The following is a 24,121-nucleotide window of genomic DNA, read 5'->3' as shown; positions in this document are numbered from 1 at the left end:
TTATTTCCCCTGTAGGTTTGCAGCCGGGAAGCCGCCGAAGGGTAACGGGCTGGTGTCGCCAAAACGTTTTTTACAGTCCGTAAGCCGACCGCCGCAGACATCGAGCGCCGGATTGTCGGTCGGCGTGCCGTCTTTCATAAAGTAGGCATTCCCGTTGTAATCGCAGCCCGTCCCTGTGCGATACCATCCGCGCATACACCAGGTGCAAACGGGGGTGATTTGCCGCGTCGGCAGTTGAAGGCTCTGTACGTCAAAAGGCGAGCACAGTTCGAAATCGACCTGCACGCGGGTTTCGGCCTTTTTGGAATTGATATAAAAAAGCTGAACGCGCTCCTCCGTCGGGCTGGCGTTGGGGTTACCTGCAGTCCAGTTCGCGGCATCGAGATACCTGGCAAGCGTGGTATGGATTTTGACCTTGGCCTTGACCATATCGTCATACTGCAGGCACAGCGCGGTGACGTTGTTTCCGACGTTGCCCACGGAAAGCGTCGGCGTTGGCTGCGAGCCGGTACTCGACAGCTCAAGGCCTGTTAGTTCGTAGGGGTGCGGATCGTATTCATGGCCCTGCCAGATAATGGAAGGCAGGTTGTCGGCGGCAAAGGATTTCCAGCCGGAAAGAGAAATATTGTGTGCATGAAATCTCAATACACTATCAAGCCCGAACTCTGCCCCGTCGATTTCAATCAGCGTAATAAGTTGACCAGGCTCGAGCGCCTGCACGTCCTGCGTAAAGTTCATGGTTGCTCCAAATGAAAAAGGCCGCCCGTGGGCAGCCTCTGATAACCTGACAGTAATTTAGGGGCGAACCGCCTGCTCGAACACAAAAGCAATGCCGACGAAATTACCGTTCACGAATGTCGGCTTGATAGAATCCGATGTCACCCTGTAGAGATTTCTCTCCCCCACGGATTAACCCACCAGAAAGACGCCGTGACGTGACTTTTTAAAAAGGCACGCACCGGCCTCATGTCGTCAAGTTTGCCGTTGCATGACAGGGTCCACGTTTGGGCCGCCGAATTAATGCCGTTCTCGGCTACCTGTTTATATCCGTCGCCGAACTGCGCCTGCAGGCTGGAAACCTTGATTTCCTCGGACGCATTGACCTGAACGCACCATGTGAAAGTGTCGGTAGCCATGTTTCACCTATAAAAACCCGCCGAAGCGGGAAGAAAGTTAAGCATTGAAGAGGAGCTATTTCATATTGTACAACAAACCACCTGGAGCAATTTCCTTGCGAAATCTGTCAGACACTTCCCTTTGGACGATACCTGAAAGCTGTGCGGCGATGCCTGAAGGATCCGATGACGAGGCCCCACCGGTATCCCCCCTGAACCAAGGTAACGGGGACCTCCACGTGTATTGTGGTAGAACCTGCACTTTTAGCCCCGCTGTCACCGCCGCCAATCGCCCTGACGCCAAGGGAACCATCGGCAGAACGCGTCAGCGGCATAATGGCCTCCGGCCCCGCCTCGCCAAATATCCCTGCACCTTTTGCAAACGCGAACATCTGGGGCTTGTCGTACACGCCGTTACTAAAATCACTCAAGGACGGCGAGTCATAGACGCCGCCCTTGGCATTAAATGCCAGGTTGCTGTAAGCACCGGTACTGAATCCCGTCGAGCCTCCTGCAGCGGCGGCGGTACTCGTTGACCCACCAAGATATCCGGCCACCCCATTGACCAATGAACCGAACAGGCCGGAGGATTTACCGCCGCCCATTGAACCAACAATCGCCATTTGCAGGCCGACTTTGGCTATCATTTGCAGCGCCGATAGCCCCCAGCTTTTCCAGTCGGCTTTACTGCCGGTCAGCATGGCCGCCGTGTTGTCCAGTGCGCTTGACATGGTGTTCTCAATTCCCTGAGATACCGTGCCGCTGATATTGCTGACGCTTTCCATCCAGTTGCTATAACCTTTGCTGATCCCTGATTGCCAATCGGCTTGCGCGGCGGCAATTGACTTATTTTTTCACCCAGAGCTTTCAGTGCGTCATTGTATGCGGCGATTGCCGCTGGAGAGTCAGTATTGGTCTTGGCAAATACGCGCCCTACCTGTTGGCGATCTTCATACATCTGACGCTGACGGTCGCTAAGCCCTGCCGTATCTCTGTTGAGCTGGGCATCATCACGGTATTTCCTTGCCGCCTCCCCAGATCCTTGAGCGCCTCTGCCTGGTCTCTCTGTTTCTTGACGTTTTCATCAGCCTTTTGATTCCACTTTGCATATTCAGTGGACAGGCTACGCACTGACTTGATTTGTTCATCGGTCCACTTTGTTCCGGCCTGATGCGAAGCAGCGTACAGTTCGGCGGCGTCCTCACCCTCCTTAGACCTGACCTTTTGAACTTCGATGGCAATACTGAGATCGGCAACTTTACGTGAATATTGTTCTGCTACCTGAGCGGCTTCTCGCTCCGCCTTGTTGTGGGCATTGGTGGCATCGGTGGCCGCCTTTTTTGCATTGGCCACATTCTGGGTGTTGTAATATTCATTTTCTGCCGCGTGGGTGTAGTCAATAGCGTAGGTGGCGTTTTCAGGGCCTGTTCTACCCATTTTTTGAAGTTCGAACTGGGCCTGCTTTCGCACTCTTGCGAGTCCTGTCAAGCCTGCCAGTTCTGCCTGCTGCTGTTTCTGTAATAACGTTTGTTGGTCTTGGGTCGAGACATCAACCTGCGGTAACCGCATGGGCGCAGTTACAAGACCTGAACGAGTTTGCAGTAGGGAGTTTCCCAGAGTTAGAAGGCGGTTAAACTCGGTATGTTGCCCGTTCATCATTACCAGCGACTGATAAGCCAAGTTTTGCTCCGCTGCCTGTTGACGGATCAAAGTGACTCGCCGGTTTTCCAAACCTTCCAATACTTCCTGAATCTGTTGAGATTTGGACTGCATCTCAGTGAGCCTTTCCTGCTCCACAGCAAGTTTTTGGGTTGCCTCGCTCAGTGCACTCGCTGCGTCACTCGAACTCATGCCAAATGCCAATTCGGTCAGCCCCGGATTCGAAACTATTTTTTGATAACCGGCAATTTCATTCTTTAATTTTCTAACTTTATCAGCCTGCTCTTCTACCAGCCTGTTTTGTTCATCATAGGATTTTTGAGTGTTTTGTAGGCTATTATCAGCCTCGGGTAAGGCCATCGAACTAGTTTTTTGTTTAATATCATCAATGGTTTTTGCGTATTCCTGCGCCTCCTGCCGCGCCTGCTCGGTTTTTTGATATGAATAAAGCCAAGCAGCTCCCAATCCTAAAACTATACCTGGAATACCTCCGACAGCACTCAACATCCCACCAGCAAGCCGCATACCTACCGATGTAACTGAGTTCAAACGATTTTGCGCCGCTTCACGGGCAGCAGTGTTTCGAGTAACTTGCGCCTGCGCCGCACTAAGCCTTTTTCTGCCGCTGCCTGTAGGTCTGCGGAGGTCGCGGCCGCTTTTGCTTGTTGGGCACGGTATACCGCTGCACGCGCTCGAGCAGTCGCAACCTGTGTACCCCGAACCTGCGCGGCGGCCAAGGCGACTTCACTGCGCTGTGCTGCCACCATCGCTCCTGTAGCAGAGACAATCCCCGAAGCCATGCCACCGAAATAACGCGCTGCACCCAAGCCAACTAAAATACCCAATGACGAGGCAACGGTATCAATGTTATTGGCTAATCCGTCGAGTATTACACTGAGCTTTGCCGTGGAACCCGTAGTCTGGTTTTGAGCGCCCACCCATGCCTGAAAGGCGTTTTCTACCTTAGTGACTGAACCACTTACCGAAGCTGGCAAGCTTTGGTATTCACCACGCAGTTTCCCCAATTGGCTTATAAGCGCCGGCACAACCTTATCAATGGTCAGCTGCCCCTGATCCGCCATTGATTTAAGGTCTTTTCGAGCAACGCCCATTCCCGCGGCCAGGGCGCGAATAACACGGTCACCGGCCTCATTTACTGCGTTGAATTCTTCGCCGCGTAGCACGCCCTGCGCCAATGCCTGGCTGAACTGCGTGATGACTGAGCCGCTTTCCTCTGCACTGGCCCCTGATAATTTTAATCCCGTCGCGACTGCTTCCGTGACGTTGAGAACATCTTGTGACTGATAGCCGAATTCACGCATTGAAGCAGCAGAACCGCGCGAAAAGGTTGGCATTATCTCCGAATGCCGTACCAGTCGCCTGACTGATAGCCATCAGTGCACTTTGGTTTTTACTAAAATCAGAAGTGGAGTTTGAGGCTTGTTTTAAACGCGCATTAACCTGATTCCATTCATCCGCCAGACCAATAAGGTGGCCCGTGGCAAACGCGCCGGCAAATACTCCGGCCACACCTTTGGCCATTTCACCAATGCCTGACAATTCTTCATTCAACTCTGAAATAGCGCGTTGGCTTTGTCGTGATGCAGACTCCGCGCGACGACTACCCTGCTCCATAGTTCGATAGTAGTTCTCGCCCATTCGGGAGGCACGCGCTATCTCACTCTGAAATGAAGTAGAGTTGGCGGATATTTTGATGATTAATTCGCGTAAAGTTGCCATGCTTCACCTAATAAAAAACCCGCCGAAGCGGGTGTGTTAATTCAATTAATAATCGGGTGATAAATATTTATCAATCGCAGTAGGTTTCACCCCCGAATTGATTTGCGCTACTGTGACAAGCGCTACCATCACTATCGAAACTATGGGCTTCTATACTACCATCGGGTAATTCAACGCTATAAGTATCGCCCCCATACTTCTTGGCATAAGCTTTATGAACCTCATATTGATGCCTATAAGCTGCATCCAAATCTTTATAGAGTTTCTCTCTCTCAGCCTCTACTATTTTTTTTGCTTCTAAATTCCCTGCTGTTGCAGCACCTTTAACATCACAGCTAAAAGGTAATCCAACATACGGCACCAAATCTGGGTATTTTGAATTTATATCTTTCTCACTATCGTAAACTATTTTTAAATAATAAGATTTGTTCCCACAAAGTCTATCTGCTTTCAACTGTGCTAAGTTAAAATCGTTAGTACTATATATTTTAGCAAGCCTTAAATCCGAGTCTACGCTATCTACCAATTCAGGAACTGGTCGTGAACAACTCGTAATGAACATGCATATAAACGCAGTGATGAAACTTTTTTCAAAATAAAACCTCCTTGGTATTTATAAGTGACATACTATCAAGGAGGGGATTTAGATCAACTTATGTACTTTTATTCTTAGTTCTAACCAACATTTTTAATAAAAATTAGTCGGCCAATTTCCCGAGGAATCCTTCCAGCCCATTGCTATCGTCCGCTTCTTCAGGCTCAACACCCCACTGCAATGTGGCGTCTTCCAAACTCACGTTTCCACCCTGGGCATTGAAAATTGCCGCCGTAATCTGGGCCGCCTGCCTGTCTCCGCGCCGGTCGCTAATCGGGTTGACCTTATCGAACTCCATCCACATCTTAAGCTCCGTAGCCGTCAGCGTTTCTTTCAGTTCTTGAAGCGTGCGCCCCAATCGGAGCGCAAGCGTCATCAGGAAGAGGGTTCCTGGGGTTCGGACTTTTTTCGATGTCTTCCGAGCGGCCAAGATCCAGCGCCTGGCGAAGCAAGCGGGAATGTACCGGACCGTAAATGGCTTCAACTTTTTCCTTATCTGCCAGCGTAAACACGGGTTTCAGGTCTTCATCCAGCAGAATGTCGATAAACAGGATCACGTCGGACTTCAAGTTGCGATTTGCCTGCTGTGCAGCTGTGAGCGGTAGCGCAGCCTCTTTTGAATTTTCCTGTTCGGTATCAGGATTAGGCTGATCGCCCTCATCATCCGGTAGCTCGAAAAGTTGACGCCATTCGAGCCACCCTGCGGCCGAAGGCTCACGAACCAGTTACCGTAACGCCCCAATCGGGTACGAATACTTCTTTTTTACGGAAACCGGAAAGCGGGGCCAGGGCGAGTTCGCGTAGAGAAGGTTTGGCAGATTTATTGGTCATTCGAATTTATTCCATATGATCGGGAGAAAAGCGGCGGCTGCCGCTTAGAGAGTTGCCGGACGAATGCGCACCGGTTTTCCCTTGATACGCAAGGTGTACGATGCAGTAACAATGCCGGACGTCGAGGCAGACCAGGAGTTCTGACGAACCTCGGCAAGATAGGCATAGCCGTTGCCGGACGGGAAAATCACGCGGATCGCACGAAGTTCGTCGTTGTCGTAGGCAGCTTGCAATGCCTCCTGCGCATCTTCGTCACCGCTCCAGTTACGGGAAATAGTTATTTCGGCCTGAGCCGGCAGACCGTTGGTATTTTCCTGTTCGGTAGAACAGAGTGTGGTCACGTCAATGTCGGCCTTCTGTCCGCCGGTAAAGCTGATTTCTTTCGTTGCACATTCGGCATCAAGCCAGGTTGCGCCGGTCGGGTTTGCCTCGGTGGCAACGGCACTCGAAATGCTCACCTTGGTGCCTTGCGTTTTTTCGTACTTACTGGCCATTAGTTTTCTCCAGACATAAAAAAACCGCCCGTAGGCGGTGATGGTTGATAAAGCGGATACAATTAAACCTGCACTTCGACAGTGACCCGATTAAGGCCAGTGTCCGATTCATAGCTCTTTGTTTTCATCAGCGAAACAGGCATCAAGGGGTTTATGGCCAACGCGACTTGACGATGAATTTCGTTGGCCTCGTCGATAGTCTTGGCATAGACATCAACCTGTAGCGACGTCGAGGTATAGCCAGACTGTCCGTTCAACACGTCATCACCCGTTTCCGTCGGGAGACTAAACACGATCCACGGTGCGAGCGTTTTCTGCGGCGCTACATAAGGAAAAACATTCCCTTTACACAACGTGGCCAACAACGGATAGATTTGTGATTCGGTCATTTCGACAATACCTCATCAATGGCTGCATTCAGCATGTCGAAACCTGCCTGAGCCGCCAATTCCTGATTGGTATCGTACGCCGGACGGACAAAGGGATTTGCAGGCATTTTCGACGTACCCAATTCGATAAATCGCCAGTAAAAGGCATTGTTTTGGCTAGACCCTTTGGTGGTCGTATCGCTGTTGGTCCCTGACGGATTGGTGCCCCGAATATGCACGCCGGCCACCGCCTCGCCGGGTCCCGATTTTCTGCTCAGGACGACAACGTTCCTTTTTAACTTGCCCGTGCGTACTGGTGCATTGTTTTCGACCGCGGCTCTCAGCACCTCGGCACCGGCGCGTGCGGCCTTATTCAGTACCTGCTTCGTTTCCGACTTGCTCAGTGTGTCCAAATCCTCGGTAAGCCTGAGCAGGTCGCCAAAATCAAGATTTGCACCAATCATTGTTTAACTCCTGCGCCGCAAAGGATTTCCAGTCGGCTGAACTTGGCATTGGGCATCGGCGGCGATGTTATCTCGAAGATTTGTCCGCGAAACAACAATCGCGACGTGGCATCGATATCGTCTCTGTATCTCATCCAGACACGATATTTTGCCTCTGCAAGCTCGGCACCCGACCTCATAAGTTCGGCCCCCGAAATAGCCTTGACCTCGGCAGATACGGGAGGCGAATCCACCCACTCCTCTACCGGCTGGCCCGAAGGCGAACGGATAGTCTTCAGCGTCTGAATAATGACGCGATGTCTAAAGCGCCCTGGCTCCATTATCCGTCTCCCTTTTCGACTGGCTGACTGTCGCGAAAGCAGCGGTAAGGCCACATCAGGTTTTGGGCTGCGCGGTTATCATAAAGCTGCACTTCACTTTGACTTGTCCGATGTTCAAACAAGTCTGCAAAGACGAGTAGCGTGGCGTTGACAACCGGTGCAGGAATATCACCTGCAACCTTCCACGCGGGGTTGTCACACCACTTTAGGCAAAGTTCCAATGCGCCCTGCGCGTAGCGTCTGATTAATGCATCGCGGTCATCACCGTCGAATTCGATGTGCTGTCGAAGCTCTTCGATATCGACCAAATCTGTCACGGTAATCGCCATCGGCTATTGGGGCGGTCACCCGCCCCCTCCCACAAGTTAATTACGCGGCAGCCGGTGCAGTAAAGCTGCCCTTGATAAGCGCCTTCGGACGATAGTGCGCCAGCGCCAGGCGTTCTTCACACAGGATGGTCAGCATGTTTTTAACGAAGTTGTCGCGGTCTTCACGGCTCACCTCGATGCTGGCATCCATGCGATCCCAAACCTGCGAAGCCATATCGAAACCGCCGACGGTAAAGGTACCTGCCGCCTGCGCACGGGTAGGCACGACCGGCAGGCCCCACATAACGTTGCTGGTAAATGCCGAAGGGCCGCCGAACAGGTAGCGTCCCTGCTCATCTTTCAGCAGCGCGATACTGTGCCAGTCACGTGGATTGAGGATGATGCCGGAGGCGCTGAACTCGGATTCGGTCACCTGATAAATTGCGTGGGCAATCAGGTCGGCGCGGCTGTCGCCGGTTTCATTCAGCGTTTCGTCATAAGCGGTGGCCACAAAGTTGAGGCCCTCCAGATCGTCACCGCTGCCTTCACCGTTCAGCAACTGCTCCTCTTCTTTCAGCGCCAGGCCGTACATCAGGCGGTTGTTGACATAGGATTGCAGCATCGGTGCATCGTCCATGACCTGACGGGATGCCTGGATCCAGTGTGCTACCGTTTTAACGTTCGCCGTTTGCTTGCTGAACTTGATGTCGGATTCCGGCTTCAGTGCCTTCTCCTTCACCGATGCGGCGCTATTGGTAAACAGCTCTTCACGAACGTATTCCAGTGAGTTGCTGGAAATACGGCCCTGCGCCAGCAGGTCACGGATGGTAAGACGACGCAGCCCAGGCATCACAATACCAGGCACCTGCATTGGCTGGATAAGCGAGCCGGCGGAAGCGTCGTCGCTTCCCAGAGACTTGTTGAAGGTTTTGGCGTCAAAACGGCCTGCGCTACCGTTCCATGATTTGACCAGACCTTCCGAAGCACGCTCGGCAAAGGATTTTTTGGTTTCCGGATTTTCTGCGCCGGCGGCCAGTTTCTGCTCCAAATCGAACAGGCGTGCGCCGGAAGATTTCATTTCATCCTGAACCCTTGCCAAATCGCCCTGCAATTCCTTGGAGATTTTACCGGTGGCTTCGATTTCATGCTTTTGTGCTTCAAACAACTGAGTCACGTTTTTCTGGGAGTCGGCGATGGCCTTTTGAATTTCAGCTAATTCAGACATTGTTATTTTCCTGTTTGGAGTGGTGAGAAGGTTTTAATGCTCTGCAAAAGAGCAGATATTTCAGGGTCGTCGCCTCCGGACTCGCTCCGAACTGCGGACTTGATACGGGCAATAAAGCCCTGTGCTTCCGATTTTGATAGGCCGACTGAGTCCCTCAGCCACTCCTCCGCATCGCGAATGGTTTCCACGCCGTCGATGCTTTTCAGGGAACTGACGCCCGCAAGCTCGTTGGCCGGAAAGGTACAAATACTGATTTCACGCAGCGCCGCCACGCTTTTGAAAATTCGCCCCGAAGCGCTCAGGGTGAAGTCATCCTTTGTGGCACTGAAACCTACCGACATTCCTTCGACCGTGCCGTGTTTCATCGCCGCCTTGAGGTCGTTTGCCTGGGAATGTCCTGGGGTTAGTACGCCACGAACCAGCAATCCCTTGCTGTCTTCCTCGATGCTATCCCACTTGCCGACCGGCATTTCCCACGTACGGTGGTTGTAGAACATCGCGACCTTGCGGGACTGACTGGTCAGCGCTTTTTTAAATGCACCAGGCAGGATGATGTCGCCGTCCGAATCGGTGTTGTTGAATACCGACGCGTAGCCTTCAAAAATCCCCTGCGTGCCGTCTCCGGAGAACTTGATTTCTGCCTGGTCAAAGGCGAGTGTCTTGTTGATGCTGCGCATCGTTACCCCCATAAAAACTAAACCCCGCTTTTAGCGGGGTCCTGTTTGCCTAAATCCGTTAACGGAACGTTTTGCGACTGTCGAGTGGCTACATCGCCTCCGGCAAGCGGCGGCATGTTGTCGGTGCGCCGCATTTCATTGATGGTTCGCAAGCCGGCGTCACCCATTGCCTTCATGTAAGCCGCACGCGCGGTTGAATCGCCACGCAGCAGCCCGTCCAGATTGTGTTCGGCATGTAGCCTGCCCACGTCGGCAGGCTTTAAAAGCCAGCGCTGGATGCTGTTTTCCCAGCGCGAGATAAACGGCTGAAGGGTGTACTGAAGAAACCCGAGGTTTTGCTGCTCAATGCCCGTTCCCCAGCTCGTAGACTTTTCCACGTCACCCACCAGATGCGGCGGAACGCCGAAGAATCGCGCCAGCTCGCTGACCTGAAACTTTCTTGATGCCATCATCTCGGCATCCTGCGGCGTGACACCGATAGGAGCATTGCTAAATCCCGCTTCGAGGATCCACAGGCGCTTTTTCACCGGCCCGCCGGCAATTTCCTTGAAATTTTCCTGCAACTGGTCGCGTTGTTCCTTGGCCAGAACCTTGTCACCGGTTGAAAGTATCTGCGGCGACTTTGCGCCGTTGGCGAAGAAATCACGCTGCTGATCTTCCATTGCCACCGCAACGCCGGCCGTCTTGCAGGCAAAGGCTATCGGCGACAGGCCGACCAGGCCGGTAAACCCGAACCCCTTGAGGTGAAAAATTTCCCTTTGGGTAAAATCGGCATATTCCGCATCGCGTTGATAGCGATAGACCAAATTTTTGCCGACCATCTTCACGTCCATATTTGCTGACTGAAGCGGGAGCAGGCTTATCACGTCACCCACGCTGTTTCTTTCCACCAGCGCGTAGGCGTTGCCGTAGAAACAGAGCTGCATCGTCATGGCTTCACGAAATTCCTGCGCAGTCATGTATTGATTGGGCGAGTAGCGCAGCAGACGCGCCAGCGGGTTGTTCATGTCAACCTTGCTGCGATTGTTATCCTTGTCAGTTTCGAAAACATCCAGAGGCAGGCAGGCAGTGAGCGTCGAAATAAGGCTGACGCAGCGCCAAACCGTTGATATCTGCAACACCCGTTCATCATTAACGGCTGAATCCCCGAGATGCCCGGATGCCGATACGGGACCGGATTGCGAACCTTGATTTGGGGTAACGAGACGTCCACCGACAAACCACGACTGAAGGCGTGCAAACCAGCCGCGATTGGTACGAAGGTCAATGCTGTAATTATTTTCTTCCATCACATGCTCAACGGTTTGAATATGAAGTCCTCGAAATCACCACCTTGTTCGGTGACTTCACCATTTGCGGCACCTACTGACATTGTCAGCCCCACCATGCCGTCAATGCGGCCGGTCGCCTTTGACTTGTCCAATTTTCGGTTTCCTGCAGCGTCCTTGACTACTACGGCGTTAACGGCACACATGGTCAGCACCGGATGCATTCCGTGTCGCACCCTTCCATTCAGCATCAGTGATTCAAGGGTATCGACCGCCGGTCCCATGTCCTTGAAGCCCTGACCGAACTGGACAAGCGGAAGCGTCAGCCCAATGTTGTCGCAATCTTTTTTGAATTGCTCGATGCGCCAACGGTCGAAGGCCATCGACGTCAGGTCGAACTCGCCAAGAATTTCGGCGATTTCATTGACGACAAAGGAGTAATCGACCGACGCACCAGGTGTGGTTCGTAGGAAGCCCTGCTTAACCCATACGTCGTAGGGCGCACGGTCTGTCTTGGCACGCTCCACCAGCGTTTTTTCTGGCGTCCAGAAAAACGGGAAAATGTCCCAAATCCCGTCATCGTCTGGACCGGCAATAACCAGCGCAGTAAGGTCATTACGCGCCGACAAATCCAGCCCCGCAAACCACTTGCGTGAAGTGTTGACCGGTGGTTCACCGCACGACTCCCACACGCTGCGGGAGATAAACGGGGAAACCGTAGACACGCGCTGATTAAGATTCAGGTTTCGGAAGGTATTTTCAAAACTCGGCATGCGGCCTGCCTTCTCCGCCTGCCGCGCCATATCTTTTTCCGACCTGAACGTGCCCAGCGCCGGATTTGCTGCCAGCCAGCTGTCTCGCTTACTAATGTCGGCATCTTTGGGCGCTTCGTACACGTGGCACACGATATGGGGATCGGCGGATTTGACCGCATCGTCAATCCAGATGCTCAGTAGGTCGGCGTCGTTTGCAGCCTGCGTGCTAATCACAATCAGCAGAGGGTTTTCGTGTGCACCCTGCGCCGTGGTAATGGCATCGATGAAGTCATCCTGTGAACCACGCACCTGACCGGTTTCGTCCAGAATCGCCAGAATGGGAGAAAGACCGTGTGTGGTTTTGCCTTCTGCAGACAGCGCCTTATATTCGACGTTGCAGGGCAGACCGATAAGCTTTTTACCGCTGGGCGTGATATGAACGATTTCCTGAAGGTCGGGATTCAGGTTAACCATTTTCACGGCCAGATTGAAAACAATGGATGCCTGCTCACGACTCAAAGCCCCGCTGACAATCTGCGAGTTCTGTACCGCCTCCGGCCCCACCAGGTGGGCGAGAAGAATGCCGGCAATCAGCCCCGTCTTTCCATTTTTTCGGGCAATGCTCAAAATTGCCATATCCGTGCCGACGGGATTGTCGTAGACGGCGAGGATAAAATCTTTCTGGAAATCATCCAGCCGCATCGGTTGCCCGATTAACTTACCCTCCGGCACTACGCAATAACGTTCGATGAACGCTATTACACGCTCACCTCGCGTCATAGGTAATTATCCGTGTTTGGGGAAGGCCAGCAAATTGTCATCTCCGGCCTGATGCCGTTCGGACGTTCTTCTGGCGTTGTGATCATTCTGGTTACGCTTCTTTTGGTCGCGGCTTTCACCGTTGGTGGCGTGCGAGTGAATCTGTAGATCACGGCGCTGGGCGAGGATAGTTCGCTGCAATTCAACAATCTGCTTACGCAGGTCCTTGATAAGCGCTTCGTTACGGCCTTCCCCCTCACGCGCTCTTCCTTACGCAAATCCTTGCGTAAAACGGTGATATAAAGCTGGTTATTTGCAAGTTCCGCAGCGGCCAGCAGATCGGCCGGCGTCCAGCTATCCAACGCTTTGGATCTGATATTGTCATGCCAAAATGGTTCGGCTTTTTTCTCCAAACCCGCATGTTCTGGGGGTGGATGGTGCCCACAGTTGCATTTTGCATGGCCTGAAGCGCCGCCGTCGAACTGTCCGAGCGGGTTCGTTTTTCTGCCATATGTCAACACCTATAAAACTGAAAAAATCGGGTTAGCGTTAAATTAAAAGGATGCGAGCGGTCTTTAGAGGCGTGCGCCTCAGAGATTTACCCTCCCCCCTCATGAAAATGAGAATGATTGTCATTTGAGGGGTAATAGTTTCACTTGGTAATCATTTCAGGACCGGCCTGTAACTGCGCACCAATAAAGCCTAGTGCCAACGTTCCTTCGCCATCAGGGTAATCGTCGAGCACCTGTTGGATTTTTTGCTCGGCATCTTTGAAATTTGCCTGACTATCTGCCGGTAACGAGGCTATCAGTCCTTTAAACATCAGGATGGTTTGCTGCTCTTCGGTCATCACTTACTCCAGTGTAAGTTTGGGTCTAAAGGGTAGCCGCTGGCATCACAGCCGATGACAACGCCGCTCTTTTCCATGCGCTGCTTGGTGGCGCTATGGTGGGTATCGCAGAGTGCCTGCCAGTTGCCCTTGTCCCAGAAAAGTTTCTGAGCCTTCTTCACAGCCAAAGAGTCGCCTGACTTCATGGCGGCCTTAAGCTTGTGCGGCACCTTGTGGTCCACTACGGTCGCGGCAGTAACGCGTCGTTGCTCCTGACACATCACACACAGGGGGTTGTCACGAAGAAAGGTCAGTCGCGCCTTGTTCCATCGACTGCCGTATATTCTTGGCTCTTTCATGATGGCGGTTCGTCCTGATCCAGATGAACAACGATGGGGTTCTCAACCTCGCTTTCGGTCAGCATGAATTGAGCGTTAATCACGGGCATTGAGCCAGGTAGCGTCTCGATGTTTGAACTAACCTGCCTGCCAATGATCTCGCCATCGACGGCGACAGCAAAGCCAAAGAACCATACCGCCACGATAAAGCTTTGCCATTTGAAATTGTTTGGTCTGTTTCATGAATCCCTCACTCTGTTCGATTGATAGGCAAACCATTAGCAGAGCCACCAGCCTTGGCCGATAGTTCTGATGATGAGTTGCAGGCATAAAAAAACCGCCCATGGGCGGTCGTTTTGGTGTCTTTCATTGTCTGCTTTTAAGCTGTTGCCATTCAGCCAAGTTAAAAATGCCAGATGGAGGTGTTACAAACTTTCTTAAATACTGCGTAGGTTGAAAAGTTTGTAATATTTCTTCAAACAGTAAGGCTTTCCAAACGTTCCCTAATTGAAGTGATTCCGAATGCCTAACTTTTTGTGTAACCGTTTGATTAACCTCTTCTAAAAAGACATCCGTATTAAGCATTGGCATGCTAGCAAAAATCCCTAAAAAACTTATAGTCATTCCTGCCCCATAGGAAAACTCGCCATTTCTTTTTTGATACCCTCCATGCGAAACGAAAAATGCAGGGGAGCCAGACATGCCCGGGAATGCAGAAATATCGACAACTATTATTTTTTGCCCATTGAAGTCATAATCAGGTTCACTTGCAATACTTCCAGTTTTCCAAATTGGTAATCGATTTTTTCATCATGATACCCATGAGGATAACCAATCATTACTACAGAGGTAGATGGGGTTAGTCTGATCTCAGAAGAGACGAAAGTACTATTTATTGATGTGTATTCAATGTTATCTAAATGCCCTGTTAGCATGGGGATAAGTACTAAATCAGCTAATGTATCCGTTGGATGCTCAAGCCATAATTTCTCTCCATCTTTGTAGAGAGGAATTACCTTTGAAACTGGTTTTCCACTTTTATCTCGAAGAAAAATTTCGAGTTCGTCACCCTTGGGTTCCTTATTGCCCTTATCTACTGGGTCTAAACCAGTTACCACATGAAAATTAGTAGCGAGGAAAGTTATATTTTCTCTGTTGAAATAAAAAAAGCCTGTACCTTGGGATACAACATTTCCACCAGACTTCAATAAAATCATTGTTGTTGTTAAAGATAAGCCATTCACGTTTTCCATTTCAAGACCCCGAAAATCTGCTGAATTGCAGATGATCAAGATATCATTCTTATAAAATTAAAAACACTGATACATAAAGTATTTCACACTGTAATTTTGGTTAAAATTTTACTACAAAACAATAAGTTACATACTCAATAAAAATCACTAGTATAATTTCTTTTTTCAAAAATCGGCGTAAACCACCTTAATTGATTAGGGCATACCAGACTTTAAAAACATAGCTTTCTAAGTCTTAATCTTAATAATGCCTTCTATTTGTCTATTACAGTTCTGCAAATCATTTAGCAGTAACTCGTTCCAGAGCACAGAGCCACCGTAAGACAGCGGTTCATCCGGCGGTGGTGATATTGGGCACGGGCTTAACAGGCTGGCCGGTATCGGCGTTGCTGGCACCTTTACGTATTGCGTTGTAGTGGTCGAGCAGGCTACCAGCAGCGGCAGCAGGAACAGGCACCACAGCGCACGGCTCGGTCTTGAGAACCGTCTTGATAATGACCTGGCGTTCTGGCTGGTGGCTGTGTTGGCTTTCTGATCATTAAGCGTTGCTCCGGCGATGGTGTTGAATATGCCGACTGTCTGCGCCTGTGACTGGCTGATAAATTCGGCCTCGTTTTTCTGCTGGGTCAGCGTGGTTATCGTACCTGCCTGATCCGTGGCCTTTCCGTAATAGTGAAATGCCACCCAAGCGAGGCAGATCACCAGAGCGAACAACAGGGTGGCCAGCGCCACGATTATTTTATTAAGCATGGAAGCACAATCCCCGCTAACCAGACGCCTATCCACCAGCGTGCCTTAAAATTGCTTATGCTCATCGACACGGCTATGAGCAAGTAGAGTCCACTCATGACCGCCTCATTAGGCAAACTTGCCGGTCTATCTCACGCCGGTTAATCAGGCCGCGATTGCGCTGCTTATTGACGTAGACCCATGCGCGTAAATCGTCACAGGCCTGAGCCGTGTTCCCCGCGTTCAGGTGGCGCAGCAAAGAGGAATTCTTGAAGGCGCTCACGCCGACGTTGTAGGCAAACGAGTAGAGCGCGGCACGTGTGTAATCATCAATGGGTACCCTCACCGATGCGTCCACCGCCTTTTTGACCGGCGCGAGAAGCTTTGCCAGTAACGCGTCGCATTCTGCATCCGAGTAGTAGCGCCCCTTGACGACATCCGACCCTGTAATGCCGCTGCATACTGTCCAGACGCCGCCGACATCTTGGTAAGGGTAATGTCTCAACCCTTCCACTCCGTCGTTACCGCCCAATAGCGCAACGGCTATCGCGACCGCGCCACCAGCCGAGGCTGCAGCAGCTACCACTTTATTTCGAAGCGTTGTTGTCATGGCCATAATCAGTCCTGTTGCGGCGGCGGGGTTATCAGCCCCTGCTTTAGCGAGGCTTCATAAGCTTTGACGGCGCGTGATTTGTAGTAGGCGTTCGTCAGGTAAGTAGCTACCGCGATAAGTATCCCCACGATCACGGCTACCTTGTTCCAGTCGATCTGGCTGAACCACTGAGCCACGCTACCTCCGCAAACAAGACTGCCTGACACGCAGTAGGTCGTTACCGATGCGATTTTGTCTGGCATAAATTTAATCATCCGTTCACCTCCAACTCAGGGTTGGCTGTGCTGTAGTCGAAAGCACACATCCGATGAATGAGCGCTGAATTTACACAATAAAAAAAGGCCACCTGAGTGACCCGCTGAAAACATTTGTTAAGATTGACTAAAATGTAACAATTAGTGTTATCTTAAATTACTGCTCTTTTATTTGGAGATGGTTATGAGAAAAGCTCAATTCACAATTCGAGTTCATCTTAACGATGCTCAAGCAACCAGCTATGCCAAGTTACATGAGAAACTGGCAAAAAAAGGGTATACAAAATCGATAGTTGGGCGCTCTGGTAAAACGTATTTATTGCCAGATGCTGACTACATTATTGAAAGCATTCTTGATGAACGAGGTGTTGCAAACGAAGTCGTCGCAATAGCTAACTCCATATGCCCATCCTCGTCAGTTTTAGTTACCAAATCGGCAGGGATGGCTGTGCGAGGTTTAAAGCCAGCTTAACAATATGTCCGTCAACCTGCTTATGCGCTGGCTTTCAAAAACGAAGCTATCCACGCTTTTGCAGGTTCGGGTAAATCTCGATGTAACTGGCAATAAAAAAGGGCCACCGAAGTGGCCCTTTTGAAAAGGTGAATTTAATCAGACAGCGACAAGTTCAAGTTGCTTTCCCAAGGCCGAAAGAGCCTTTTGGATAGTGTCAATCTTGGTGGAATGCTGCAGGTCAAACAACCTGGTCACTTCCTGCTTTTTCACGCCCATCGCGTTCGCCAACTGAATTTGCGTCAATCCTGAATCAATGAAAGCGTTCAGCATTATCACTTTGGCTGTCACGCTGGCAGGCACCTCAACATAATCACCTGTCACGGCGCTTGGCGCTGGAACCTTTTCACTATCCTCAAAGTAAAACTCAAAGGATGTTACCAAAGCATCGAGCGCCATTTCCAAGGCTTCTTCCCGTGATCCTCCCTGCGTTAAAGCTTCGGGGATGTCGGGAAACTGCACAAGGTATACGCCGTTATCGGGTTCTAAGGTTACTGGGTATCGCATAATATTTTCGTAATGAATCGCTGCAAGTACCAGCCCCGAAGGGCTGGTTTTATTTAAGGCCTAATTGCTTGAGAATCACTTTTCTGAGTCGGTCATCTAACTCAGAGCCGGGGTGTCTTGGCATCACACTACGCTTGCCTTTGAATCGAAGTTTTAGATGTTTGGTACCGTCGTAAACTTCTACCCCTTGAGATTCAAGCCACCGCCTGAACTCGCTTTGCTTCACTACTCTCTCCTATTTGTTAAACATGAAACTATGTAAGCATTTTTGCTTACATAGTCAACATTTTTGTTTACTTCATTTTGGGAGAGCAATAAAAAACCCCGCCGAGGCGAGGTCTTAAAGTGTGTAAGCTACGTGGCTAAGTAACCAGTCTTAGCAGATTAATCAGGGTTTTGTCATGACGCAACTCTTTTAAGCTTTTCAACCAGAACATTTTCTCTTCGGCATTCTCTATCCATCTCAAGCCGGATATTCAACGCCCACAGGCAACCGTCAATAAAGCCTTCTGCTGTCTGCAAACGCATGGCAACCGTGTTATATGAAATCCCCAGCTTCTTACCCATCACTCTCAGGTTGAGATTGTCGATGTAATACCACTCGATTAATGAGCACAGGTATTCATCTTTTTTGCTCAGGCGAATCATCGCCTCATTAATCTGCATGCCGTCGTCGTCACAGCATGAAACCCGCCCTGCGCGTGTGGCCGGAAGCAGCCTTGAAAGCCCTGCTGCGGTTCGTGGGTATCCATGATTAGTTTCCCCACTTGCTGCCCATGCGCCCCATCGCGCCAGTACCATCTGAATGTCTCGCATTAAGCACACTCCCTTACGAGGTTCAGGATAATTTCCTTGGTATTGCCGCTGCCCAATTCATAACGCGAATCCCCCAAAACCCATTCGCACACACTGGATGCTTCGGCGCGAGAGGAAGGCTTGATTTGGCACAGAAGATTATCCAAATAATCTTCACGGTCGGTAATCCAACAATCCTCGTCGTGATAATACTCGTTATACAATGCTTCATAAGCCGGTTCTTCGCATCTCATGGAGCCACCGCCAGTAAAGAATCTCTTTCACTACGTCCGAAATTGAATTTGGGGTTGGCAGAACGTTAGCAAAACCTTTTGAGGTTGCCTTTCGCAGAGCCATAGTTTCAATAATGCGCTGGCCGTACATGCATTCTTCAAGTTTCTCTTGTTCATTCCAGTAATAAAATGGCTCATAAATTTCCGCCAGTTCTCCCACCAGCATCATTTTTTCGGCCTGCGTTTTCTCCAATGCCGCCTCATAACTGCCGAAAATGTTCCTCACGCTACTGGCCGTCTCAATAGCTTTTTTGGCTGCCTTGATGTAGCCAGCTGGGTTATCCATAGACATCGTGCCAAAAGCAATTTGCAAGGGGTGAGCACCCGTCCTGTGCAGATAATCGATGTAACGCTGCTGGGCATCTTTCGGGCTGATTTTGAGCTTGCCCAGCGCCTCTTCTGCCGCATCCAGATGTGCAGGTTCGTTGAGCCTGATAACTTTCAAAATCCAGAGGTAAGCATCCGTTTGCTTGTGACCGGTCACCACTTCTTGAGGAGGCAAAGCTTTTGGTACTGCCATAGCCGTGCTGAAAGAGGCAGTTGGAATTGTAAAGAGTGTTTTATGTTCGATGTTGTCAGTGCGCATTATGCTGCTCTCCCATCGCGGTAACGGCGATTATTATCTTGTGGCTGTTCTCTGCTGAGGTTGTCGGCCTCCGCCTGATCAATCGGGTAAAAGTGCCCAAGGCGGAAACCTCGGTAAACGGTGCCCAGCGCCCCGTTACGATTTTTGGTCACGTTGATTTCGGCAATGCCGCGCGCCGGACTTTCGGGGTTATAAACCTCATCGCGGTAAAGCATCATGATGATGTCTGCGTCTGCTTCAATCTCACCCGAGTTTTTGAGGTCGGCATTGACCGGCCGCTTGTTCGGGCGCGACTCCACGCCGCGAGAAAGCTGGCTGAGGGCAACGACCGGCGTTTTGTTGGTCTTCGCCAGCGACTTGAGCGTTTTCGATATCTCGCCCACTTCCAGATCGTGACGGCCCTTACCTTGCGTTTTAACGAGTCCAACATAGTCCACGGCCACCAGCGCCGTTTGAGGAAACTCCAGTTTGTGCTTGATGGCACGCTGTTTAATTTGTTCAGCTGTCAGGTTCGTGGCGTCGATAATCCAGATGTTGCGGTCCGTCATTCGGCCAATGCCGCTGGCAATACGCGCCCAGTCTTCGTCTTCAAGCTTGTCCGGAGACTTGAGTTTCGAGGTCGAGAATTGTCCCGCGCCAGCCACCTGACGTTCTGCAATCTGAATTGCGCCCATTTCCATGCTGAAAAAGAGAATGCCATGACCTTGCTCGGTCACCCTGTCGATGATATTCAGCACCAGTTCGGTTTTGCCCATCGAGGGCCTTGCGGCCAGCACCACCAAATCCGTCTGATCCAGACCGCCGGTAAGCGTGTCAAGTTCTTCAAGGCCGGTCAGTAGCGTGCGGCCCTCGGCGTGTCCGTCCATCTTCTCCTGCAGCCGGTCGGTAATTTTCGGTAGCAGTTCATTGATGTGGATAGCCCGTAATTCTTCCTGAACGGTATCCAGTGCGTTTATTTGGGCTTTAAGCTCGTCCAGTAACCCTATCGCCTGCTCGCTGCTGGTGGCCGTTTTAATGCGGTTCAAGGACACCTCCAAACTACTTTCCGCCATTCTAAGCGTGGCATTGCGTTTCAAGACGTCGATGTAATGACGTAGAGAGGATTTGGCCCAGAGCTTGCTGCTGGCTTCGAGGATCGCTGCCTCGTGCTGCGGCAATGACTCACACAGGAGGTACGGATCAATCACGCCCTTGCCTTTAGCCTGAGTCCGAATGCCTTCAAAAATTTGCTGATACTGCCAATTGCCAAAGTGGGAGGCTGGCACTGTGTCCAGAATTTCCATTACCTCCGGCTCTTCGCCTCGCTGGAAGATGCCGCCAATCACCGCACCTTCGATATCTTCATCACGCCAAATACTGCTCATGCGGTCACTGCCCCTTTTTTCCACGATAACTTTCCCAATCAAAAACCAGCGTTGCGCCTTCGCCTTCAACCATACGATCCATCAGGCGTTCGCCAATCACCTCGGCAATATCTGCTGGTGGGAGGTTGCTAATCAGCACTGTGGGCAGCATCTCCTCGTAGCGAGTGTTCAGGATGTCGAAAAGAATAATCTTCTCGGAATCGCTGCCGTACTGGATGCCCACCTCGTCAATAATCAGCAAATCGCGGCTGGTGTAAAAATCAATCACGTCTTCTTCACGCTGGTCTGATGCCTTGTCCCAACTGCGCCTGACTGCCCGAATTATCCGCATGACCGACGTCAGAAGAACGTCGCCCTGATAGCTTCGGATTATCTCCTTGGCCAACGAGACGGCCAGGTGATTCTTGCCGGTGCCAGGTGCGCCGCAAAGGATCAGGCTTGTGCCTGCACTTTGCATTTGCGGCCACGCCTTTGCATACGCACGCATTACACCGAGGTTTTTTCCGGCATTTGGATTAACCACTTTGAAATTGTCAAAATCGCAGCCGGTAAAGCGCGGCGGGATATTGGCATTCTCGGTTAACTCCCCGATCCGGATTTCCTGTTTGCGGGTTTTTAAGTCTTTGGCTTCCTGATCCAGACAGTGTGGGCAACGGGAATGCTTGTGCGACTCTCGGCCGGAGAAGAACATCCAGATATGCTGCTGTTCAAACTCACCGTGTTGAGGGCAAGTAACTTGCAGCGTCTCACTGTTCCGGTAGGCGCTGTAAAGCGACCCAATTTTCCCTTGGGCAAAACTACGTTCTTCACGCAGGTCTGCCTGCTTGGTTGCGATCTCGGCCAGCTCCTGACGTCTTTCTGAAAGCTGATTATTCATCGTTTTCCCTCGCCCAAGATGGTGTTTGTGATACGCCGTAGTCGGCTGTTACGAATCCGCTATGGCGCTGGGTTGCTACCCGCTTTGCAGGCGCACTCCATGCTTCATCGAACGAGCGACTTGGGCCAAAAAACGTTGCTGCCTGCTTGACAAATTCGGTCCCAAGCTTGCCTGTGCTTTCGAGGAAAGCGGTGTAACGCTGCATACCTGCCACCATTGAGGCCGGGGTAACCCCTTCATGCAGTCTCGCGTTCCAAGCTTTGAAGGCATTAATCTTTGAGTTGCCACCAGCTCGTTTAGGGTATGCCTGCCAAGCCTGTTCAAATTCGGGAGAATAATCTGCAGATCCACTTTTGGTCGGTGTACTGGCAGCTGCCTGTGCACCAATAGATTTAGGTTCAATGACTGATTCACTGACTGATTCAAAAGAGTGACTGATTCTGGGTGAAACTCCTTCACCACCCCTAGTGAATCTCCTTCACCACCTGGTAAATCTCCTTCACTAGGGGGTGAATCTCCTGCACTAGGGGGGTGAATTTCCTGCACCACCCCCTAGTGAAATTCCTGCACCACCTAAATTAAGGCGATATAGGTTGCTTGAATTCCCTTTTTGACCTGGACGAAGCTCTTTCCTGAGCAATCCCGACTCGCATAGCGCATCGATATGGGTGATAACGGAACGTCTTGTCGTTTCACACTGTTCGGCTATATGTTGATAGCTCGGCCAGCACTCGCCCTGATCACTCGCATTATCAGCCAGCTTGATGAGGATCAGCTTTCTCAATGGATTGCCCACTTTAATTTTGAAAGCCTTAGTCATTAACTCCATGCTCATTGATCAACCCTCACGAAGTTATCTTGAAAATCTTTAAGTGGTCGAAAACATTCATCGGGCCAACCTTCACGCATAAAAATCACTCTTTGGTTGATACGATCGAACGCAATCACCCGCACAATCACTCCTCGTGGGTCACGATACCTACGGTCAAGAGTTTGTATTAAATTAGGCATTAGGAATTTTGCCTCTAGGTAATTGACTTGGAAACTTCCTCCATTCTTCTGCGTCGATCTCACCATTTTCATGTTGAGTGATTAATATATTTCTCTTGTATTTCAATGCCTTGTTTATCGCACTTTGTCTTACACCAAGCATATTTGCAGTGTTAACTTGCCCATGCTCTTTGACAAAAACTGAAAGAGGTATTCTTTTCATCCTGGCTCCTAAGAAATTCACTGCGATAAGTATCACCGCTAGAGATTTTTAGTCAACACCTGCGGTGGTTGACTGTTATTCCCTGCGGTGATAAATTGCGAGAATGAAAAAGAAACCCTTATCCTCAGAGCAAATCGCTGATGCTCAGCGCCTTAAGTCGCTATATGAAGCGAAAAAGAAATCTTTGGGTTTATCTCAAGGTTTTATTGCTGACGAATTGAACATGGGGCAAAGCGCAGTAAATGCACTTTTAAATGGCGTCAACGCATTAAACACTAGTAATGCTGCGACATTTGCAAAAATCCTTCAGGTTTCAGTTGGTGATTTCAGTCCTTCATTAGCAGAAGAAATTGCGATTATGGCTAAGTCGTTGAGTGCGGATGAGTTTGAGTATGCAGGTAAGCCGCGCCTGGGTTTAATACCGGTCGTTGGAGAGGCTATCTTGGGAGTTGATGGCATGATCGACATGGTGGAGATACCGGCTGGATGGTTACAAATTTATAGTACCGATAAAGACGCTTATGGGCTTAAAGTCAAAGGTGACAGCATGCACCCTCGGATTCAATCGGGTGAGTTTGTGGTTATCGAACCAAACACTCATGTTCACTCAGGGGATGAGGTGTTTGTTCGTACTTTGGACGGCCACAACATGATAAAAATAATGACTAAAACTAGGGACGGAAGCTACCAGTTCTCTAGCATAAATAATGAACATAAGCCTATTACTTTAGATGCAAATGAAGTACAAAAAATGCACTTTGTGTCCGCAATAGTAAAAGCAACTCGCTATATGGATCACGACGAAATCCCGCCAAAGCACAGTCCTAACTAACTACAAGTTTCAAAATTAAACCGGCGTTAAGCCGGTTTTTTTATGTCTCCGATAAAATAAACATCTTTTCATTTTTTCCCTCAAATCAGTAACTTCTACTTAAATCCACCGCAAGTGTTATATAAAAATCACCAGCGGAGTTGACATATAAATCTCCAGCGGTGATACTTACCCCATCGAATACTAATGGGAGGCATAATGTTCAATCTGGAAAATAAAATATATGAAGTTGATTCATTCACCCTTTGCATAGCTCACGGTCAATATCAGTCTTTTTCTAAAGTGGACAATAAAGGTGAGTTCTATGATTTTTATAAGACAGTATCAACTGATAGTTTATGCCTTCACCTTAAACCTGATGTAAACCGTCCTATTTATGCCTTATATAAAAGGTTTGGATCTTTTTTTGTTTTGATTTGTGCTTTTGAAAATAAGGATGAAATTTGCCATGAAGCAATGCAAATCATCAATAGCTCAGAAGAGCTTAAAACTTCTTTGCAAAACTGTCTTAAAGGAGGTGACTACTGGGTAAATAATAAGTAATTCGTC

Annotated in this window: 34 protein-coding genes and 3 pseudogenes; 3 read left to right on the top strand and 34 right to left on the bottom strand. The window is 50.1% G+C overall.

What is annotated here, in order from left to right:
- The 25 genes and pseudogenes from O1V66_RS01715 to O1V66_RS01595 all read right to left on the bottom strand — a co-directional run bounded on the left by O1V66_RS01715 (window position 1) and on the right by O1V66_RS01595 (window position 16,582).
- A complete protein-coding gene (locus tag O1V66_RS01715; protein WP_045047448.1) occupies window positions 1–738 on the bottom strand; it encodes a phage minor tail protein L in 738 nt (245 codons plus the stop codon).
- 140 nt (window positions 739–878) lie between these two features.
- The gene (locus O1V66_RS01710; protein WP_330873444.1) at window positions 879–1,136 is read right to left on the bottom strand and encodes a phage tail protein; all 258 of its coding nucleotides are present in this window, start codon (window positions 1,134–1,136) and stop codon (window positions 879–881) included.
- Between the two features lie 107 nt (window positions 1,137–1,243).
- On the bottom strand, window positions 1,244–1,924 hold the full coding sequence (locus O1V66_RS01705) for a phage tail tape measure protein (protein ID WP_269128320.1): 681 nt from the start codon (window positions 1,922–1,924) through the stop codon (window positions 1,244–1,246).
- Window positions 1,925–2,537: 613 nt separating this feature from the next.
- Window positions 2,538–4,514, bottom strand: a pseudogene (locus tag O1V66_RS01700) (phage tail tape measure protein); the annotation flags it as partial.
- A 70-nt stretch (window positions 4,515–4,584) separates the two neighbouring features.
- The gene (locus tag O1V66_RS01695) at window positions 4,585–5,040 is read right to left on the bottom strand and encodes a hypothetical protein (protein WP_269128045.1); all 456 of its coding nucleotides are present in this window, start codon (window positions 5,038–5,040) and stop codon (window positions 4,585–4,587) included.
- 172 nt (window positions 5,041–5,212) lie between these two features.
- Complete coding sequence (locus O1V66_RS01690; protein WP_045047451.1) at window positions 5,213–5,485, bottom strand: phage tail assembly protein T; 273 nt, start codon at window positions 5,483–5,485, stop codon at window positions 5,213–5,215.
- Between the two features lie 25 nt (window positions 5,486–5,510).
- Window positions 5,511–5,940 (bottom strand): annotated as a pseudogene (locus tag O1V66_RS01685) (phage tail assembly chaperone); the annotation flags it as partial.
- Window positions 5,941–5,984: 44 nt separating this feature from the next.
- Window positions 5,985–6,434 carry a phage tail tube protein gene (locus tag O1V66_RS01680; protein ID WP_045047453.1) on the bottom strand — a complete coding sequence of 150 codons (450 nt, stop codon included), beginning with the start codon at window positions 6,432–6,434 and terminating at the stop codon, window positions 5,985–5,987.
- Window positions 6,435–6,496: 62 nt separating this feature from the next.
- Window positions 6,497–6,823 carry a tail completion protein gp17 gene (gp17, locus tag O1V66_RS01675; protein ID WP_045047454.1) on the bottom strand — a complete coding sequence of 109 codons (327 nt, stop codon included), beginning with the start codon at window positions 6,821–6,823 and terminating at the stop codon, window positions 6,497–6,499.
- Entirely contained in the window at window positions 6,820–7,266 is a 447-nt protein-coding gene (locus tag O1V66_RS01670) for an HK97-gp10 family putative phage morphogenesis protein (protein WP_045047455.1), read from the bottom strand. The genes gp17 and O1V66_RS01670 overlap by 4 nt, the downstream gene beginning before the upstream one ends.
- Window positions 7,263–7,586, bottom strand: coding sequence for a phage head closure protein (locus O1V66_RS01665; protein WP_045047456.1), 324 nt, complete (start codon window positions 7,584–7,586; stop codon window positions 7,263–7,265). Before O1V66_RS01665 ends, O1V66_RS01670 begins: the two co-directional genes overlap by 4 nt.
- Window positions 7,586–7,915 carry a head-tail connector protein gene (locus tag O1V66_RS01660; protein WP_082050987.1) on the bottom strand — a complete coding sequence of 110 codons (330 nt, stop codon included), beginning with the start codon at window positions 7,913–7,915 and terminating at the stop codon, window positions 7,586–7,588. The genes O1V66_RS01665 and O1V66_RS01660 overlap by 1 nt, the downstream gene beginning before the upstream one ends.
- A 40-nt stretch (window positions 7,916–7,955) precedes the next feature.
- Window positions 7,956–9,119, bottom strand: a complete 1,164-nt coding sequence (locus tag O1V66_RS01655) for a phage major capsid protein (protein WP_045047457.1) — start codon at window positions 9,117–9,119, stop codon at window positions 7,956–7,958.
- Window positions 9,120–9,121: 2 nt separating this feature from the next.
- The gene (locus tag O1V66_RS01650; RefSeq protein ID WP_045047458.1) at window positions 9,122–9,796 is read right to left on the bottom strand and encodes an HK97 family phage prohead protease; all 675 of its coding nucleotides are present in this window, start codon (window positions 9,794–9,796) and stop codon (window positions 9,122–9,124) included.
- 17 nt (window positions 9,797–9,813) lie between these two features.
- Window positions 9,814–11,085 carry a phage portal protein gene (locus tag O1V66_RS01645; protein ID WP_045047459.1) on the bottom strand — a complete coding sequence of 424 codons (1,272 nt, stop codon included), beginning with the start codon at window positions 11,083–11,085 and terminating at the stop codon, window positions 9,814–9,816.
- Complete coding sequence (locus O1V66_RS01640) at window positions 11,085–12,599, bottom strand: terminase large subunit (protein ID WP_045047460.1); 1,515 nt, start codon at window positions 12,597–12,599, stop codon at window positions 11,085–11,087. Before O1V66_RS01640 ends, O1V66_RS01645 begins: the two co-directional genes overlap by 1 nt.
- A 6-nt stretch (window positions 12,600–12,605) precedes the next feature.
- Complete coding sequence (locus O1V66_RS01635) at window positions 12,606–12,779, bottom strand: hypothetical protein (protein ID WP_269128044.1); 174 nt, start codon at window positions 12,777–12,779, stop codon at window positions 12,606–12,608.
- Window positions 12,780–13,230: 451 nt separating this feature from the next.
- Entirely contained in the window at window positions 13,231–13,428 is a 198-nt protein-coding gene (locus O1V66_RS01630; protein WP_045047462.1) for a hypothetical protein, read from the bottom strand.
- Window positions 13,428–13,769: an HNH endonuclease signature motif containing protein gene (locus O1V66_RS01625; RefSeq protein WP_152623596.1), complete on the bottom strand. Its 342-nt coding sequence runs from the start codon at window positions 13,767–13,769 to the stop codon at window positions 13,428–13,430. Before O1V66_RS01625 ends, O1V66_RS01630 begins: the two co-directional genes overlap by 1 nt.
- On the bottom strand, window positions 13,763–13,948 hold the full coding sequence (locus tag O1V66_RS01620) for a hypothetical protein (RefSeq protein ID WP_269128043.1): 186 nt from the start codon (window positions 13,946–13,948) through the stop codon (window positions 13,763–13,765). Before O1V66_RS01620 ends, O1V66_RS01625 begins: the two co-directional genes overlap by 7 nt.
- A 163-nt stretch (window positions 13,949–14,111) precedes the next feature.
- Window positions 14,112–14,447, bottom strand: a complete 336-nt coding sequence (locus O1V66_RS01615) for a hypothetical protein (RefSeq protein ID WP_269128042.1) — start codon at window positions 14,445–14,447, stop codon at window positions 14,112–14,114.
- Window positions 14,448–14,476: 29 nt separating this feature from the next.
- Window positions 14,477–14,998, bottom strand: coding sequence for a hypothetical protein (locus O1V66_RS01610; protein ID WP_269128041.1), 522 nt, complete (start codon window positions 14,996–14,998; stop codon window positions 14,477–14,479).
- Window positions 14,999–15,226: 228 nt separating this feature from the next.
- Window positions 15,227–15,748, bottom strand: coding sequence for an Rz1-like lysis system protein LysC (lysC, locus tag O1V66_RS01605; RefSeq protein ID WP_269128040.1), 522 nt, complete (start codon window positions 15,746–15,748; stop codon window positions 15,227–15,229).
- A 94-nt stretch (window positions 15,749–15,842) separates the two neighbouring features.
- Window positions 15,843–16,343 (bottom strand): lysozyme, encoded by a 501-nt coding sequence (locus O1V66_RS01600; protein ID WP_045047465.1) that lies wholly within the window; start codon window positions 16,341–16,343, stop codon window positions 15,843–15,845.
- 2 nt (window positions 16,344–16,345) lie between these two features.
- Window positions 16,346–16,582: a phage holin gene (locus O1V66_RS01595; protein WP_414058465.1), complete on the bottom strand. Its 237-nt coding sequence runs from the start codon at window positions 16,580–16,582 to the stop codon at window positions 16,346–16,348.
- Window positions 16,583–16,778: 196 nt separating this feature from the next.
- Here O1V66_RS01595 and O1V66_RS01590 point away from each other — a divergent pair, with 196 nt between their 5' ends.
- On the top strand, window positions 16,779–17,066 hold the full coding sequence (locus tag O1V66_RS01590; protein WP_072045067.1) for a hypothetical protein: 288 nt from the start codon (window positions 16,779–16,781) through the stop codon (window positions 17,064–17,066).
- A 138-nt stretch (window positions 17,067–17,204) separates the two neighbouring features.
- Here the strand turns inward: O1V66_RS01590 and O1V66_RS01585 are convergent, their stop codons facing one another.
- The 9 genes and pseudogenes from O1V66_RS01585 to O1V66_RS01545 all read right to left on the bottom strand — a co-directional run bounded on the left by O1V66_RS01585 (window position 17,205) and on the right by O1V66_RS01545 (window position 22,740).
- Window positions 17,205–17,612, bottom strand: coding sequence for a type II toxin-antitoxin system HicB family antitoxin (locus O1V66_RS01585; protein WP_045047467.1), 408 nt, complete (start codon window positions 17,610–17,612; stop codon window positions 17,205–17,207).
- A 49-nt stretch (window positions 17,613–17,661) separates the two neighbouring features.
- Window positions 17,662–17,838, bottom strand: coding sequence for a type II toxin-antitoxin system HicA family toxin (locus tag O1V66_RS01580; protein ID WP_072045068.1), 177 nt, complete (start codon window positions 17,836–17,838; stop codon window positions 17,662–17,664).
- Window positions 17,839–18,011: 173 nt separating this feature from the next.
- Window positions 18,012–18,428: an antiterminator Q family protein gene (locus tag O1V66_RS01575; protein ID WP_045047468.1), complete on the bottom strand. Its 417-nt coding sequence runs from the start codon at window positions 18,426–18,428 to the stop codon at window positions 18,012–18,014.
- A gap of 207 nt (window positions 18,429–18,635) precedes the next feature.
- Entirely contained in the window at window positions 18,636–19,286 is a 651-nt protein-coding gene (locus tag O1V66_RS01570) for a helix-turn-helix domain-containing protein (RefSeq protein ID WP_269128039.1), read from the bottom strand.
- Entirely contained in the window at window positions 19,286–20,650 is a 1,365-nt protein-coding gene (locus O1V66_RS01565; protein ID WP_045047470.1) for a replicative DNA helicase, read from the bottom strand. Before O1V66_RS01565 ends, O1V66_RS01570 begins: the two co-directional genes overlap by 1 nt.
- A gap of 4 nt (window positions 20,651–20,654) precedes the next feature.
- Window positions 20,655–21,527 (bottom strand): ATP-binding protein, encoded by an 873-nt coding sequence (locus O1V66_RS01560; protein ID WP_045047471.1) that lies wholly within the window; start codon window positions 21,525–21,527, stop codon window positions 20,655–20,657.
- Window positions 21,520–22,362 (bottom strand): annotated as a pseudogene (locus O1V66_RS01555) (helix-turn-helix domain-containing protein). Before O1V66_RS01555 ends, O1V66_RS01560 begins: the two are co-directional and overlap by 8 nt.
- Window positions 22,359–22,538, bottom strand: coding sequence for a DUF4222 domain-containing protein (locus O1V66_RS01550; RefSeq protein WP_045047615.1), 180 nt, complete (start codon window positions 22,536–22,538; stop codon window positions 22,359–22,361). Before O1V66_RS01550 ends, O1V66_RS01555 begins: the two are co-directional and overlap by 4 nt.
- Window positions 22,531–22,740 (bottom strand): Cro/CI family transcriptional regulator, encoded by a 210-nt coding sequence (locus O1V66_RS01545; protein ID WP_072045069.1) that lies wholly within the window; start codon window positions 22,738–22,740, stop codon window positions 22,531–22,533. The genes O1V66_RS01550 and O1V66_RS01545 overlap by 8 nt, the downstream gene beginning before the upstream one ends.
- Window positions 22,741–22,843: 103 nt before the next feature.
- Here O1V66_RS01545 and O1V66_RS01540 point away from each other — a divergent pair, with 103 nt between their 5' ends.
- Window positions 22,844–23,572: a S24 family peptidase gene (locus O1V66_RS01540; RefSeq protein ID WP_072045070.1), complete on the top strand. Its 729-nt coding sequence runs from the start codon at window positions 22,844–22,846 to the stop codon at window positions 23,570–23,572.
- A 198-nt stretch (window positions 23,573–23,770) separates the two neighbouring features.
- The gene (locus tag O1V66_RS01535) at window positions 23,771–24,115 is read left to right on the top strand and encodes a hypothetical protein (RefSeq protein WP_152623597.1); all 345 of its coding nucleotides are present in this window, start codon (window positions 23,771–23,773) and stop codon (window positions 24,113–24,115) included.
- Window positions 24,116–24,121 lie beyond the last annotated feature (6 nt).

This window comes from Rouxiella chamberiensis (genome assembly GCF_026967475.1).
GTDB lineage: Bacteria > Pseudomonadota > Gammaproteobacteria > Enterobacterales > Enterobacteriaceae > Rouxiella > Rouxiella chamberiensis.
The sequence above is the reverse complement of the archived record's forward strand: the minus strand, read 5'-3'. Positions and strand labels throughout refer to the sequence as shown.

Excerpts from the sequence above, each read along its gene's own strand:
- O1V66_RS01540 (WP_072045070.1), top strand. The coding sequence starts at position 22,844 with ATGAAAAAGAAACCCTTATCCTCAGAGCAAATCGCTGATGCTCAGCGC.
- O1V66_RS01545 (WP_072045069.1), bottom strand. The coding sequence starts at position 22,740 with ATGAAAAGAATACCTCTTTCAGTTTTTGTCAAAGAGCATGGGCAAGTT.
- O1V66_RS01570 (WP_269128039.1), bottom strand. The coding sequence starts at position 19,286 with ATGCGCACTGACAACATCGAACATAAAACACTCTTTACAATTCCAACT.
- O1V66_RS01665 (WP_045047456.1), bottom strand. The coding sequence starts at position 7,586 with ATGGAGCCAGGGCGCTTTAGACATCGCGTCATTATTCAGACGCTGAAG.
- O1V66_RS01560 (WP_045047471.1), bottom strand. The coding sequence starts at position 21,527 with ATGAATAATCAGCTTTCAGAAAGACGTCAGGAGCTGGCCGAGATCGCA.
- O1V66_RS01550 (WP_045047615.1), bottom strand. The coding sequence starts at position 22,538 with ATGCCTAATTTAATACAAACTCTTGACCGTAGGTATCGTGACCCACGA.
- O1V66_RS01565 (WP_045047470.1), bottom strand. The coding sequence starts at position 20,650 with ATGAGCAGTATTTGGCGTGATGAAGATATCGAAGGTGCGGTGATTGGC.
- O1V66_RS01575 (WP_045047468.1), bottom strand. The coding sequence starts at position 18,428 with ATGCGAGACATTCAGATGGTACTGGCGCGATGGGGCGCATGGGCAGCA.
- O1V66_RS01645 (WP_045047459.1), bottom strand. The coding sequence starts at position 11,085 with ATGGAAGAAAATAATTACAGCATTGACCTTCGTACCAATCGCGGCTGG.
- O1V66_RS01595 (WP_414058465.1), bottom strand. The coding sequence starts at position 16,582 with ATGCCAGACAAAATCGCATCGGTAACGACCTACTGCGTGTCAGGCAGT.
- O1V66_RS01660 (WP_082050987.1), bottom strand. The coding sequence starts at position 7,915 with ATGGCGATTACCGTGACAGATTTGGTCGATATCGAAGAGCTTCGACAG.
- O1V66_RS01640 (WP_045047460.1), bottom strand. The coding sequence starts at position 12,599 with ATGACGCGAGGTGAGCGTGTAATAGCGTTCATCGAACGTTATTGCGTA.
- O1V66_RS01615 (WP_269128042.1), bottom strand. The coding sequence starts at position 14,447 with ATGTCTGGCTCCCCTGCATTTTTCGTTTCGCATGGAGGGTATCAAAAA.
- O1V66_RS01630 (WP_045047462.1), bottom strand. The coding sequence starts at position 13,428 with ATGACCGAAGAGCAGCAAACCATCCTGATGTTTAAAGGACTGATAGCC.
- O1V66_RS01590 (WP_072045067.1), top strand. The coding sequence starts at position 16,779 with ATGAGAAAAGCTCAATTCACAATTCGAGTTCATCTTAACGATGCTCAA.
- O1V66_RS01610 (WP_269128041.1), bottom strand. The coding sequence starts at position 14,998 with ATGGAAAACGTGAATGGCTTATCTTTAACAACAACAATGATTTTATTG.
- lysC (WP_269128040.1), bottom strand. The coding sequence starts at position 15,748 with ATGCTTAATAAAATAATCGTGGCGCTGGCCACCCTGTTGTTCGCTCTG.
- O1V66_RS01535 (WP_152623597.1), top strand. The coding sequence starts at position 23,771 with ATGTTCAATCTGGAAAATAAAATATATGAAGTTGATTCATTCACCCTT.
- O1V66_RS01655 (WP_045047457.1), bottom strand. The coding sequence starts at position 9,119 with ATGTCTGAATTAGCTGAAATTCAAAAGGCCATCGCCGACTCCCAGAAA.
- O1V66_RS01650 (WP_045047458.1), bottom strand. The coding sequence starts at position 9,796 with ATGCGCAGCATCAACAAGACACTCGCCTTTGACCAGGCAGAAATCAAG.
- gp17 (WP_045047454.1), bottom strand. The coding sequence starts at position 6,823 with ATGACCGAATCACAAATCTATCCGTTGTTGGCCACGTTGTGTAAAGGG.
- O1V66_RS01690 (WP_045047451.1), bottom strand. The coding sequence starts at position 5,485 with ATGACGCTTGCGCTCCGATTGGGGCGCACGCTTCAAGAACTGAAAGAA.
- O1V66_RS01600 (WP_045047465.1), bottom strand. The coding sequence starts at position 16,343 with ATGGCCATGACAACAACGCTTCGAAATAAAGTGGTAGCTGCTGCAGCC.
- O1V66_RS01710 (WP_330873444.1), bottom strand. The coding sequence starts at position 1,136 with ATGGCTACCGACACTTTCACATGGTGCGTTCAGGTCAATGCGTCCGAG.
- O1V66_RS01715 (WP_045047448.1), bottom strand. The coding sequence starts at position 738 with ATGAACTTTACGCAGGACGTGCAGGCGCTCGAGCCTGGTCAACTTATT.
- O1V66_RS01585 (WP_045047467.1), bottom strand. The coding sequence starts at position 17,612 with ATGCGATACCCAGTAACCTTAGAACCCGATAACGGCGTATACCTTGTG.
- O1V66_RS01670 (WP_045047455.1), bottom strand. The coding sequence starts at position 7,266 with ATGATTGGTGCAAATCTTGATTTTGGCGACCTGCTCAGGCTTACCGAG.
- O1V66_RS01680 (WP_045047453.1), bottom strand. The coding sequence starts at position 6,434 with ATGGCCAGTAAGTACGAAAAAACGCAAGGCACCAAGGTGAGCATTTCG.